This window comes from Streptomyces sp. NPDC057702 (genome assembly GCF_042799315.1).
In the GTDB taxonomy this organism is placed as follows: Bacteria; Actinomycetota; Actinomycetes; order Streptomycetales; family Streptomycetaceae; genus Streptomyces.
In genome coordinates this window covers 81,056-93,812 of the sequence record NZ_JBHVJC010000006.1, presented here as the reverse complement: position 1 = coordinate 93,812, position 12,757 = coordinate 81,056, and the positions used below count along the sequence as shown (strand labels likewise).

Here is a 12,757-nt window from a genome sequence, read left to right as displayed (position 1 = left end):
GCGAGCCCCTCGAGCTCCCGTGTCCGTATCACCGCGCAGCGTGCGCGGATGGTTGGTTCGCTTGACGCAGCGGGTTTAGCCCTGACCGTTTGTGTCACGTGGCCCGCCGCGACGAGGTGCCCGGGGCCTGCCGGCCGGCCCGCGCGACTCACCCGCGTCGCCTCGGGTGGCCGGCCTGGTCCCCTTGCTCGGACGCATGAGCGCACTCCGTCGACGCTGGCGGGGCACCATGGGCCGAAGGGGCGAGGACGGCTTCTCCGCGTCGTGCGCGACGGGGGCATCCTGTGTGGGAAGAGAAAGGCTCTGATCCCCGCTCTCCTCCGTCGCGGGAGCGGGCTTCGTGTCGCCCTTCCGCCGCGACGTCTCGGTCGCACGTCCCCGCCGGTCCGTGCATCGCGTCGCGGTCTTCGATCCGCGCTGGCGCGATACGACCTGTCGGCCCTTCTTCTCGTCGAGCCGGCACAGCTCCTCCTGGACCGCGCTCCCCAGGGCGGTGTCCGCCAGGCGCCCGGCGTGCTCTTGCCGTAGCGATTCGCGCAGCAGCTCGGGGTCAGTCCCCTCATTGCATGCCTGGTGCAACAGCCGCGCGAAGACGTACTCGGGATCAGCGTGCAGGGCCTGGCTGAGAGCCACCCGCGCCTCGGGCTCGTCACCCAGCGACCAGGCGACCCAGCCGGCCAGAGCGAGCGGCGCGGCCGCGTACTCCTCGTATGCCCCGACACAACGGCGGGCGAGGGCGCGCCACAGCCTCAGCGCGGACTCCGCTTCGGGCCCTTCCATCCACTCCGCCGCCCGGTCTCGCGTGGCACGGTCCTGCAGACCGATGATGATCTCGGCCGCCTCGTCCTGCGCCAGGAGGTCATCATCGCGGGCGTCCGCCGCCGAGCGCCCGGAGACGGACGCCGCCCGCTCGAAGCGGTCAAGGGCTTGCCTGATCAAGCCCACAGTGCGGTGGCGTACGGCGAGGGCGGAGTCTCCGAACATCTTGGGCACCAGCGAGCTGGCGGCCTTGTCCAGCGCCGATTCCTGCTGGGGCAGGCGGGAAGCGGGCAGAGGCGCCAATCGGGCCTCCATCTGCCGCAGTGAGCCTCGGATCTGAATGCCCGCGTACGTGGCGGCGGCGGCCATCGTGGATGTTCCGGGCAGCATCAGCGGTGTCCCCTCCGAGGAGCAGCAGCGCTGGTCGGGGCAGCAGTACGACCAGAACCTGCCGCCGGAAAGGCAGAGTGCCTCGAAGACGGGGGCCTCAAGCTCTCCACATGCGGTGCGCAGCCGTTGCGCGAGCGGGCGGAGTCGCTCCATCACCTCGTGTCCACTGGCACCCTCACCGGGTTCTTGGCAGAGGAAGAGCACGACGCCGGTGACCTGGTGCCCGCGCTCACGACTCCCCGTGATCAGGCATTCGGCGAGCTGGTCGCACACGTGTGGCCAGTCCTGTCGTGTGCTGGGGATTCCCAGCCGCAGCCTGGCGCCGAAGCGGCCCCGCCCGCCGAGCAGCGCGACCATGACCACGCTGTCGGTGGGGTGAAAGCCCAGCAGGTACGGAAGAGCGTCGGCCAACTCGGCCGGGCTTCGGAGCGTGACCTGCTCCGGGTCGAACACGAGCGCGGGGTGGTGCGGGCGAGCGGAGTCGGAGGAGCCAGCGGGCTCGTTGCGGTTCGTCATGGCACGAGATTCGCCTGATCGGCAAGATCGCACCAGACCTGTGGATAACTTATAGATTGAAATATTTTCACACTAATTGAAATGCCATGAGAGTTATCCACAGGTCGTGCGACGCATTCGCGCGATGTCAGTGGGATCGGGTTGCATGGGGGCATGACCAACGACGAACTCCGCGTCTCAGCCGACCGCGTCCTCGCCCGTCTCGTCGGCGACCGGACGGGCGAGGCCCGGCTGCGGGAAGACCAGTGGCGCGCCATCGAGGCGCTGGTGGCCGACCACCGAAGGGCGCTGGTCGTGCAGCGCACCGGCTGGGGCAAGTCCGCGGTCTACTTCGTGGCGACCGCGCTGCTGAGGGAGCGTGGCAGCGGGCCCACCGTGATCGTGTCGCCTCTTCTGGCCCTGATGCGTAACCAGGTCGAAGCCGCCGAGCGCGCGGGAATTCGAGCGCGCATGATCAACTCCGCCAACACCGAGGAGTGGGACGCCGTCCAGGAGGAGGTCGCGGCGGGCACGGTGGATGTGCTCCTGGTAAGCCCCGAGCGTCTCAACAATCCGGACTTTCGTGATCAGGTACTGCCCAAGCTCACCGCGTCCACAGGACTGCTGGTCGTCGACGAGGCGCACTGCATCTCCGACTGGGGCCATGACTTCCGCCCGGACTACCGACGCCTTCGCACCATGCTGGCCGACCTGCCGCCGGCGGTGCCGGTACTCGCCACCACTGCGACGGCCAACGCCCGCGTCACCGCTGATGTCGCCGAACAGTTGGGTACCGGAGAGGACTCGACGGAGGCCCTGGTACTACGGGGGTCGCTGGACCGGGAGAGCCTGAGTCTTGGCGTGGTGAACCTCCCGGACGCGGCGCATCGCCTGGCATGGCTCGCTGACCGTCTCGACGAACTGCCGGGCTCGGGCATCATCTACACCCTCACCGTGGCCGCGGCGGACGAGGTGACCACCTACCTGCGTCGGTGCGGGCACAGCGTGGCCTCGTATTCGGGCAAGACGGAGGACGCGGACCGGCGTGCGGCCGAGGCCGATCTTCTGGCCAACCGGGTCAAGGCGCTGGTGGCCACGTCCGCGTTGGGCATGGGGTTCGACAAGCCCGATCTCGGCTTCGTGGTGCACCTGGGTTCGCCCGCGTCGCCCATCGCCTACTACCAACAGGTGGGTCGCGCGGGGCGTGGGGTCGCACACGCGGAAGTGCTTCTCCTGCCCGGTCGCGAGGACGAGGCGATCTGGAAGTACTTCGCCTCACTGGCCTTCCCCACGGAAGAGCAGGTGCGCCGCACCCTCGATGTGCTGGCCGGGGCCGACCGCCCGCTGTCCCTCCCCGCCCTGGAGCCACAGGTAGAACTGCGCCGCTCTCGGTTGGAAATCATGCTCAAGGTGCTCGACGTGGATGGCGCGGTACACCGAGTACGCGGGGGATGGACCGCCACGGGCCGGTCGTGGGTCTACGACGCCGAACGGTACGCCTGGGTGGCGCGACAGCGTGAGTCCGAACAGCAGGCGATGCGCACGTATGCCTCCACGACAGAGTGCCGCATGGAGTTCCTGCGCCGACAACTGGACGACGAGGACGCGCGGCCCTGTGGTCGTTGTGACAACTGTGCGGGGGCGAGGTTCTCCGCCGAGGTCTCCCCCGCCGCGCTCCGGATGGCACAGGGCGAGCTGGACAGGCCGGGGGTGGTGGTCGAGCCGCGCCGCATGTGGCCCACGGGCCTGCCGGCCATCGGCGTCAACCTCAAGGGCAGGATCGCGACGGGAGAGCAAGCCGCCCCTGGTCGAGCCCTTGGCCGGCTGTCCGATATCGGGTGGGGCAACCGCCTCCGCCCCCTGCTCGCGCCTCAGGCGCCGGATGGCGAGGTGCCCACCGACGTGGCCGACGCCGTCGTCACCGTCCTCGCCGACTGGGCGAAGGGGCCAGGAGGTTGGGCATCTGGCGCGCCCGACGCGCCCGGTCGCCCCGTGGGCGTGGTCACCCTTGCCTCCCGGAGCAGGCCCCAGCTGATCCATTCTCTCGGCGAGCGGATCGCGGCGGTCGGTCGGATGCCGCTGCTCGGCACCGTCACCTACCGGGATGACGGAGTCGACACACGCGTTCCCCGCACCAACAGCGCCCAGCGGTTGCGGGCGTTGGATGGAGCGCTGACCGTTCCGCCCGCGCTCGCGCAGGCCCTCGCGGTGTCCGGAGGACCCGTCCTTGTCGTCGACGACTACACCGACACCGGCTGGACGCTCGCGATAGCGGCCCGACTCCTACGCCAGGCCGGTGCAAGCGCGGTGTTTCCGCTGGTTCTCGCGGTGCAGGGGTGACGAGAGACGCAGCGAGCGACGCCCCCAAGCAGAAATATGGGAGACATATGGCTGGATAGCGGTCGCTCTCGCCGGCGGTTGATTGCCGCCACCCCGCGCGACCGCGAGAATTGCGATGGCTGTTCGGTCGTGTCGCCTCCAAGGCTCGACGCTTCCGCGGTGAGAGCCGTGCTCGCTGCCCGCTTCGGGCCACAAACGAAGGGAGGACTGTGGCTTTCGGTTTCGCCCCGCCCCCCGCGTCCGACCCCTCCCACCGTCTGGGACGCATACTCGAGTCGGCCGAGTGGTCCGCTGCCGGCATTCCGCTGCTCTCCAACCCGCGCGAACTGGTCAGCGGCCTGTACGCCCGTCACGCGCCCACACCATCCACGGCGGTGGTCGGCGTTCTCCAGCAGGACGGTCGCCTGGCGGCCAGCGCCTCCTTTCGGCAACACGCGGGTGACGCGGACGGGTGGGAGCTGCGGAACGGGCTGCTGGCACGGCTGCGGCGGATCATCCCGCACGACCTGCGCCTGCGCAGCCCGGTACGGACCGCGGTTCTCCTGTACTGCCGCGAGGGCGAGGGAGGCTGGACCGAGGAAGATGGCGCGTGGATGTGGGGATTGCGCGACGCGTGCACGCTGCACGGTCTGCGCTGTGGCGCGTACATCACCATGACGCCGGACGGCTGGCAGGTACTGGGCGAGGGGCGTAGCGGGCGACGACCGTACGCCGGCTCGCGAAGCGACACGCTCATACCGGAGGAGACGGCTCCTGACCAGGGAGCGGGAGCCCCGGGGACCGGTGGCGGTACCGACAACGTACGGCACTCGGCTGCGTGCTGACTCCCTCCCCCAGAGTGCGGGGCATGCTGATGTCGCTGATGGCTCATTGCCCCCTGACGACGCTCTCGCATGAGTCGTCGCCGGGCTACACGTAGCGCGAGGAGACGGCCGATAGCCGGATGCCCTCTCGTCGAGAGTGCACCCGGCTCGGGTACGGCGGAGCTGTTGGCGACCGCTTGGCCGATGAGGTCAGACGCTCGCGGTCAGCATGGTGTTGATCCGCTGCGGGTCCCCGCAGACGATCAGCAACACACTGGCACGCGTCATCGCCTGGGGCAGCAGCCGGGCTATGTCCTCGTCTGCCCCACCGTTGACGGCCACGATCACCACCGGTCGCCCGGCGGCGCGGCCCGCGTCGGCGGCGGCGTAGAAGACGTCGTCACCCGCGTCGTACTGGGCCCAGTACGACGCCTCACCGAAGGACAGCTCGTGTGCGGCCCACGGGTGCGGGTCACCTGTCGTGAGCACCAACACGTCGTTGGGGCCACGACCGGACTCAAGCAACAGGTCGACAGCTTCGTCCGCAGCGTCCAGCGCCCCCTGCTCCGAGGCGGGAATGAGCTGGATCTGCGGCGTGGCCGACGCCTTGGACGGGACAGAGGGGGTGGCGGGACCGGGCGCGGGCCGCGCGGAATCCACCGGCGTGCGCTGCGCCGGGGCCACCGGGCCTCGGTTCGGCCCAGGACGGCCAGGCCGCATCGGCGCGGGCCGGGGACCGGGAACAGGACGGGGGGTCGGCGCGGCGCGGCCGGAAGTCGGCGCTACGCGGGGACCCGGGACACTCTCGTGAATCTGAGGCTCCTCGGGGCTGAGAGGCATATGTGATGTCTATCAAACGCCGACGCAGAGAGCGTCAGCGGGTGGTCAGTTGGGACGGCTCAGGCCTCGGTGAAGTCGAAGCCGAGCTGGCCTTCGGCCTCCAAGTCGATGCTTTCTGGGACGACTCGGCTTCGTTTGAGGTGTTGCCAGCGCGGCAGTGCGTCCAGGTAGGCCCACGACAGTCGATGGTGCGAGGTGGGGCCCAACTCCTTCAGGGCGGCACGGTGCGTAGGCGACGGATAGCCCGCGTTGTCCTGGAAGCAGAACTCCGCGCACTCGGCGCCCAGTTCCGCCATCATCGCGTCTCGCCGCACCTTGGCCAATACGGAGGCCGCGGCGACCGCGATACACGACTGATCGCCTTTGATCACCGTGCGTACGCGCCAGGGTGCACCGAGGTAGTCGTGCTTGCCGTCGAGGATCACCGCGTCGGGACGCACGGGCAGCGCGTCCAGGGCGCGGGTCGCGGCCAGGCGTAGCGCCGCGGTCATGCCCAGCTCGTCGATCTCGTCCGGCGAGGAGTGACCGAGGGCATGAGCCGCGACCCAGGTCGTCAGCTCGGCGGCGAGCGTGGTGCGACGCGCGCGTGTCAGGAGCTTGGAGTCGGTGAGCCCGGCGGGCGGCCGACGCAGCCCGGTCACGGCGGCGCAGACGGTGACCGGTCCCGCCCACGCTCCGCGGCCGACCTCGTCGACTCCGGCGACGACCTTGGCTCCGGTCGTGGCGCGTAGCGAGCGCTCGACGGTATGAGTGGGCGGTTCGTAGGGCATGGCGGTGCTAAGACTACGCCGCCCGGGTGACGAGCCGTACACCCGGAACGGAAGATGTCCTGCGGGGGCCGCGTTCTTCTCGGTCCCCCATGCCGACAGGCTCCCTCGGGGTGCCTAGGAGTAGTGCACCACGAGGGAAGCCGCCGGCGACCGCGATGCCATCAGCTCGCGTCACCGCGCGCCTCGGCTTGGTGGTCGCCCTGCGTCGCGCTCTCGGGGGCCGGACGCTGAGGCCAGCCACCTGATCGGGGTCGGCGTCGAACACGCCGGGTGTCGCCTTGGACCGTGTCGCCTCTGGCGAGCGGCGTCACACCACGAGAAACGTTCCCTGTGCTGACGACACCACCTGAGGCAATACGCCGGCGGCGATCGGCGGGTCAGGGCCGCGCGGCGGCGCGATCGCGTGAGATGCCTTTGGCGTCGGCCGGGGGCCGCGGCAGGCAGCCGACGTGCGAGCCAGGCGAGCGACCCTCACGCGCGCCACCCGACCGCGCGAACGCCGTGAGCGTGGCAAGGGACCTGCTCAGCGTGCCGGGCCCAACGCCCATTCGGGGAGCGCCTCGGTGCGTTCCTGCCAGTCGGCCGGCGGAGCGCCCTGCGAACGACCGGCGAGAACGCCACCGACGATCGCGCAGGTGGTGTCCACGTCGCCGCCCGCCTGCGCGGTCGTCCAGAACGCGTGCTCGAAGGAGGTGAGATTGCCGGCCGCCGCCCACAGCGCGAAGGGGACCGTATCGTGCGCGCTCGTACGACGTCCGCAACCGAGTACGGCGGCGACGGTGACCGGATCGGCGAAGTCGAGCATGTCGCGGGCGCGACGTAGGCCAGCCTGGACCGCGCTGCGTGGCACCAGTGCCACCACGTCGTCCAGTAGCCGCTTCGGCTCTCCGGGGCCGCCCGGCGCGGCGACCAGTGCCGCTGCCGCCGCTACCGCCATCGCCCCGGCTACCGCCTCTCGGTGTTGGTGCGTGGTGTAGGCGGAGATCTCCGCCTGGTGCGTCGCCTGCTCGGCGTCGCCCGCGTACCACGCGCCCAGGGGCGCGATACGCATGGCAGCGCCGTTGCCCCATGAGCCCTGGCCGTTAAAGAGGCCCGCTGCCATCTCGCGCCAGTCCGCGCCTTCTCGCACCAGTCGCAGCATGCGGTTGACCGCTGGCCCGTAACCGCGGTCGAAGTCGTGGTGTTCGGCGAACGAGGCGGCGAGCGCGTCCTGGTCGATGCGGCCGTGCGCTGCCAGGACGGCGAGTACGGAGCACGCCATCTCGGTGTCGTCGGTCCACTGCCAGGGGCCGGGCGGCAGCGCACGTGCTTGCAGGGAGGAGTAGTTGGCGGGCACGAAGAACTGGGAACCGAGGGCGTCGCCCACGGCCAGACCACGCAGGCTCGCGTGGGCGCGTTGGAAGCGGTCAGCGGTCATCGCAGCGAACTCTAACCGGTAGGGGATAGGGCTCTGGGGTGCACCAGCGCTCGAACGGTCGGTCCAGGCGGTACCGTCCGTCGTCGTGGAGCAGCAGGGTGCGGTACTCGGCGTTTCCTGGATTGGAAAGCGATTCGAACTCCGCCACACTCCAGTGGAACCAGCGCATGCAGAACAGGCGCATGGTCAATCCGTGGGTCACGAGCAGGACGTTTCGCGGGTGGTCGGGATCTTCGAAACTGCGCCACAGGCTTTCCAGGAAGGCGCCGACCCGGTCGTACACGTCGGCACCGGATTCCCCCTGCGCGAATCGGTAGAAGAAGTGGCCGTACGCGTCGCGGTACGCCTTCTGCTTCCGGACGTCCTCGCGATCCTGCCAGTTGCCCCAGTCCTGCTCGCGCAACCTCGGTTCTTCCCGCACCCGGGTACGTGAAGGGTCGAGGCCCAGCAGGTGGAACGTCTCGTGGGTGCGGCGGTACGGGGAGACGTACGCGGAGATCAGTTCGTCGCCGAAGGCCTCCTGTAGCGCCGCGCCCGCCTCGACGGCCTGCCGCTGGCCCTTCGACGTGAGGGCCAGCGCGTGATCGGGCTCCCTCTCGTAGACGGTGTCGTCAACGTTTCCCTCGGACTCGCCGTGCCGGATGAGGACGATGCGCTGGGGCTGTGCCATGCCGCCACCCTAGATCGGCCCGCCACGTGCCGTCGTCACGAGCATCCGCAGCGCTACCCCGAGAAGCGCGGCGTGCGCTCAGCAGGCGAGGAGACGTCCTTCGCTCAGCTCACGGTGGTCACCCGCGAATCGAGCACGCAGCAACCGATCGTGGGTGACCACGACCAGGGCTCCCTGCCATCGAGCGAGAGCGGCTTCCAGGTCTTCGACCAGCCCCAGCGCCAGATGGTTGGTCGGCTCGTCGAGTAGCAGCAGATCCATCGGCCTGGCGAGGAGCCTGGCAAGAGCCAGGCGGCGGCGCTGCCCGACCGAGAGCGAGCCCACCGGGACGTGCAGATCGCGTTCACGGAACAACCCGAAGGACAGCAGCCGCTCAGTGTGTTCGTCAGATCCACCCGGCAGCCCTCGTCCGAACACGGCCAGCAAGCGTTCCGCGGGAATGCTCACCGGTATCTCCTGGGCGAGGTAGCCGATGCTGCCTCGCCGGCGGACCTGCCCGTCATCCGGCTGGATCACACCGGCCATGACTCGGAGCAGTGTGGACTTGCCTGCCCCGTTCTCGCCGTGGATCAGCAGACGCTGTCCGGCTCGCACCGACAACGTGGGCACCGACAGTCGGTCCGCCACCCGTATCGCGTCCAGGGAGACGAGCTCCCCGCCGGCGGACCCACGTGCCGGCCGCGCGGCGAACCGCAGCGGATCGGGCGGCCTGGTCACCGGGTCCGCCTGGAGCCGTCGCAGCCGCTCCTGCGTGTTGCGCACCCGGCTGGAGACCGAGGCCTGGACGCGGCCCTTGTCCCGGCCGTAGGCCATCTTGTTGCCGTCCTTCCTCGCCCGTCCGTACGCCACGCGGGGAGCGGTGGTGACGGCGGCTTCCGACAGTGCGGCGACGTCCGCGCACCACTGCTCGTAAGCCTGCTCCCAGCGGTGGCGGGCAGCGGCTCGCTCGGCGACGAATCCCTGATACCCGTCGCCGTAGCGCACCAGAGCACGACGATCACCGTCCACTTCCACGATCGCGGTGGCCACGCGTTCCAGGAACACGCGGTCGTGGGAGATCGCGAGCACGGTGCCCGGGTGGGCTCGAAGGGCGTCCTCCAGCCAGGTCAGAGCCCTGGCGTCGAGGTGGTTGGTGGGTTCGTCGAGAAGCATGACCTCGGGTGCCGCGGCGATCAGACAGGCCAACCCGAGGCGGGCCTGCTCACCGCCGGAGAGCCCACCGAGTCGCCGGTCGCGACCGAGGTGCGCGAGCCCCAGGGCTCGCAGGGCCTTGTCCACTCGGACCTCGGCCTCGTATCCCCCACGAGCCTCGAACACGGTGAGCAGCTCCCCGTACTCCTCCAACTCCTCGCGAGTGGCGTCGCCGAGCGCGCTCTCCAGCGTGCGCAGTCGCCGTTCCATATGCCGCAGTTCCTCCAGGGCCCGGTCGATGGCGTCCGCCACTGTGCGGTCCTGGGGCAGTTCGGGAGCTTGCGCCAGGTACCCGACCCCACCGTCGGCGACGACCACGACATCGCCCTCGTCGGGGTGGTCCACGCCAGCGATCAAGCGCAGAAGCGTGGATTTCCCCGCACCGTTCTCCCCCACGATGCCGACACGCTCACCGGGCCGCGCGGCGAACGACACGTCGTCGAGCAGCAGTCGATCCCCGCGGGTGACGGTGACATCGCGCAGCGAGATCTGCGTAGGCAAGTGGCCCCCAAGTTCTCCTCGGATGGAAGACATCCGGGCTTTAAATGCATCTGAAGTTGCGTTACAGTCAGCATGACACGGTCACCCAACTAACGCAACGGGGGTTGCGCATGACTCGGGACTCCGGCAACTCACCTGGAACCGTGCGCCCCGGCGGGCGGACCGCGCGCACCCGGGCGGCCGTCCGTGACGCCGTCCTCACCGGCCTGGCCGACCACGGCTACCCGGGCCTGACCATCGAGTACGTGGCGGAGCGCTCCGGAGTACACAAGACGACGCTCTACCGACGCTGGGGTGGCGTCGACGGGCTCATCGTGGACGTGCTCGATCTCGCGGGAGAGGATTCCTGGGCTCCGCCGAACACGGGCAGCCTCGAAGGCGACCTGAGCGCGCTGGCCGACGAGGTCACGGCCACGTTCGGTGACCGCACGCGAGCTGCCGCGCCTTCCGCCTTCGTCGCGGCGGCGTTCCAGTCGGAGCGCGCCGCGCAAGGGCTGCGGGACTTCTACCGCGAACGCTTCGACCGGTGTGGCCCGCTGATCAGCCGGGCCGTCGAGCGGGGCGAGGCCCCCTCCGGGACGGACGCGGGGGCCGTCGCCCGCGCCGTCTGCGCCCCTCTGTTCTTCCGGGTCTTCGTGACCCGGGAGCCGATCGACGCGACACACGCACGGCAGAGCGCCCTCGCCACACTGGCCGCCGTCAGGGCCGGGGCGTACATAACCGGCGCCGATTCGGTCGGCACCACGCCTCCGGTTGGGACCATCTCGACCACACGGGCCCCACGGGCGACCCCGACGAAGGAGTGAGGTGAGGACGGTGACACCCCGGTGTGCGCCCCGCCCTGCGCGTCGAGCGTCGACGGCCGCTACGCCTCCTCAGGCGACAACACCATCCGCGCCGGTCACACGGTCCAGGACGGCTCCACCGCCACCACGTCTCCCGCCAGCGCGGCGATGTCCGTGTCCACTTCGGCCCGGGCCCCGAGCCGTCGCACTCGCTCCTGTCGGTACTTGCCGTGTTCAGCCGCCGAGTTCCACAGGGACAGCACGAGGAACTCGTGGCCGGGAGCCTGGCCGAATACACCCCGGAGCATGCCGGGTGATCCCGCCATCGCCGGGTTCCAGACCTTCTCCTGCATCAGGGTGAAGTGCTCCACGCGCTCCTCGTGCACCTGGCAGTGGGCGACGCGGGCCACGTCCACATCGCTGAAGCGGGGTTCGAATCCCACCTTGACGTCGAACTGCCGCTCAAAGAGCAGCACTTGCATGTCCGTATACGTTCCCGTCTGACCTGCGGCCAGGCGGTCGTGCGAACGCGCCATGAAGGAGTCGTAGAACGCGCGGCTCTCCCAGAACCCGAAGATGTGCGCCACGTCCGGGCGCGTACGACTCCACCCGCCGCCCTGCCCACGGAAGCCCGGCTCGCCGAGCAACCCCGCCCATTTCCGCTGACCGCGCTCGAACCCGGGTCGGTCCATCACGGAGCAACGAATCCACTTGACCAGCACCGCATCATCGTACGGCCCACACGACCATCGCCGTCACGAACCGGAGGCATACCCCCGGACAAGCTTCTCCCCGTCGACGTCACACAGTTCGATGCCGAACTCACTGAGCAGCACATCCACCAGCTCCGCTGCCGCGACCTCGCGTTCCTCCGCCGTGCCGTCGGGGCGCGCGACGGACAGTCGCGCGCCGACGAGATTACGGCGCGCGCTGGACTCGGTCTGCTGCACCACCGGGCGGCAAACGAAGGGAGAGCGCTCATGAGTGGCGATGTAGTGGTTGCGCACCTCGTAGTCGACCGGGAAGCGCTCCTCCGTGGTGAAGGCGTACAGGTCGAACCAGCCATCGGGGTGCAGCGACCGCAGCGACCACACCCCCGCCGGCTCGCCGACCAGTCCGAAGGTCCAGTCCCCCTGTTGGCACTCGACACCGTCCGTCCACGGCAGCGGTTCAAGGAGGCCCTCGCCGCCAAAGCCGACGTCCGCGATCCAGTCCGAGCCCCGTATCGAGACACGCAGCAGCATGTGCGTCTCGGCGCGCAGCTTGTCGGACCCCATGCGCACGCGCGCGCCGAGACCCGTGACCGTGAAACCCAGCCGTTCCAGGACCGCGGCGAACAACAGGTTCTGCTCGTAGCAGTAACCGCCACGCCGCTGTCGGACCATCTTGGCCTGGAGTGCCTCGACGTCCAGCGGGACGGGCCGCCCGAGCAGGATTTCCAGGTTCTCGAAGGGGAAGGCCGCCACATGAGCCCGGTGCAGAGCTCTCAGAGTCTCCAGGTCCACGGCGAACCCGTCCGTGGCGGCGAGGCCGACGCGCGCCAGGTACGCCCCCAGGTCCAACCGGTCGCCGCCCCAGACGGACTCACTCACGGGCTCTCCCTCTCCGCACGTCCGGCCGCACGGCCGACTTCTCCCACCCCGCGAGGCGACCATCGTGTCAAATGCCACCGGGGGCCCCGATGGCGGTGACCCGAGCGACTGTCTCCACACGTAGACGTGGCGGGAGCCGGTGCACCACCGGTCCCCGCCACGTCAGGCGTGCGCGCCCTCAGCCTGTGCGGCGCTCGGCGCCGC

11 protein-coding genes are annotated in these 12,757 nt (G+C 69.9%); 3 read left to right on the top strand and 8 right to left on the bottom strand.

The window, feature by feature from the left end; all coding sequences use genetic code 11:
* Window positions 1-75 precede the first annotated feature (75 nt).
* The gene (locus tag ACFVFR_RS06095; RefSeq protein WP_383698469.1) at window positions 76-1,665 is read right to left on the bottom strand and encodes a DUF4192 domain-containing protein; all 1,590 of its coding nucleotides are present in this window, start codon (window positions 1,663-1,665) and stop codon (window positions 76-78) included.
* Between the two features lie 153 nt (window positions 1,666-1,818).
* On the opposite strand from ACFVFR_RS06095, the gene ACFVFR_RS06090 reads away from it, so the two are divergent.
* Together ACFVFR_RS06090 and ACFVFR_RS06085 are read left to right on the top strand one after the other, a co-directional pair.
* Window positions 1,819-3,984, top strand: a complete 2,166-nt coding sequence (locus ACFVFR_RS06090) for a RecQ family ATP-dependent DNA helicase (RefSeq protein WP_383698468.1) — start codon at window positions 1,819-1,821, stop codon at window positions 3,982-3,984.
* A gap of 209 nt (window positions 3,985-4,193) precedes the next feature.
* The gene (locus ACFVFR_RS06085; RefSeq protein ID WP_383698467.1) at window positions 4,194-4,808 is read left to right on the top strand and encodes a hypothetical protein; all 615 of its coding nucleotides are present in this window, start codon (window positions 4,194-4,196) and stop codon (window positions 4,806-4,808) included.
* A 189-nt stretch (window positions 4,809-4,997) separates the two neighbouring features.
* Here the strand turns inward: ACFVFR_RS06085 and ACFVFR_RS06080 are convergent, their stop codons facing one another.
* From ACFVFR_RS06080 to ACFVFR_RS06060, 5 genes are all read right to left on the bottom strand, one after another.
* Entirely contained in the window at window positions 4,998-5,627 is a 630-nt protein-coding gene (locus tag ACFVFR_RS06080; protein WP_383698466.1) for a hypothetical protein, read from the bottom strand.
* A gap of 59 nt (window positions 5,628-5,686) precedes the next feature.
* The gene (locus ACFVFR_RS06075; protein ID WP_383698465.1) at window positions 5,687-6,397 is read right to left on the bottom strand and encodes a ribonuclease HII; all 711 of its coding nucleotides are present in this window, start codon (window positions 6,395-6,397) and stop codon (window positions 5,687-5,689) included.
* A 523-nt stretch (window positions 6,398-6,920) separates the two neighbouring features.
* Complete coding sequence (locus ACFVFR_RS06070) at window positions 6,921-7,814, bottom strand: ADP-ribosylglycohydrolase family protein (protein ID WP_383698464.1); 894 nt, start codon at window positions 7,812-7,814, stop codon at window positions 6,921-6,923.
* The gene (locus ACFVFR_RS06065) at window positions 7,804-8,484 is read right to left on the bottom strand and encodes a histidine phosphatase family protein (protein ID WP_383698463.1); all 681 of its coding nucleotides are present in this window, start codon (window positions 8,482-8,484) and stop codon (window positions 7,804-7,806) included. The genes ACFVFR_RS06070 and ACFVFR_RS06065 overlap by 11 nt, the downstream gene beginning before the upstream one ends.
* 78 nt (window positions 8,485-8,562) lie before the next feature.
* Window positions 8,563-10,176, bottom strand: coding sequence for an ABC-F family ATP-binding cassette domain-containing protein (locus tag ACFVFR_RS06060; RefSeq protein ID WP_383698462.1), 1,614 nt, complete (start codon window positions 10,174-10,176; stop codon window positions 8,563-8,565).
* A gap of 110 nt (window positions 10,177-10,286) precedes the next feature.
* On the opposite strand from ACFVFR_RS06060, the gene ACFVFR_RS06055 reads away from it, so the two are divergent.
* Window positions 10,287-10,982: a TetR/AcrR family transcriptional regulator C-terminal ligand-binding domain-containing protein gene (locus tag ACFVFR_RS06055; protein ID WP_383698461.1), complete on the top strand. Its 696-nt coding sequence runs from the start codon at window positions 10,287-10,289 to the stop codon at window positions 10,980-10,982.
* 95 nt (window positions 10,983-11,077) lie between these two features.
* Here the strand turns inward: ACFVFR_RS06055 and ACFVFR_RS06050 are convergent, their stop codons facing one another.
* Both ACFVFR_RS06050 and ACFVFR_RS06045 read right to left on the bottom strand, forming a co-directional pair.
* The gene (locus ACFVFR_RS06050; RefSeq protein WP_383698460.1) at window positions 11,078-11,683 is read right to left on the bottom strand and encodes a YdbC family protein; all 606 of its coding nucleotides are present in this window, start codon (window positions 11,681-11,683) and stop codon (window positions 11,078-11,080) included.
* Window positions 11,684-11,716: 33 nt separating this feature from the next.
* The gene (locus ACFVFR_RS06045) at window positions 11,717-12,553 is read right to left on the bottom strand and encodes an arylamine N-acetyltransferase (RefSeq protein ID WP_383698459.1); all 837 of its coding nucleotides are present in this window, start codon (window positions 12,551-12,553) and stop codon (window positions 11,717-11,719) included.
* Between the last annotated feature and the right edge of the window lie 204 nt (window positions 12,554-12,757).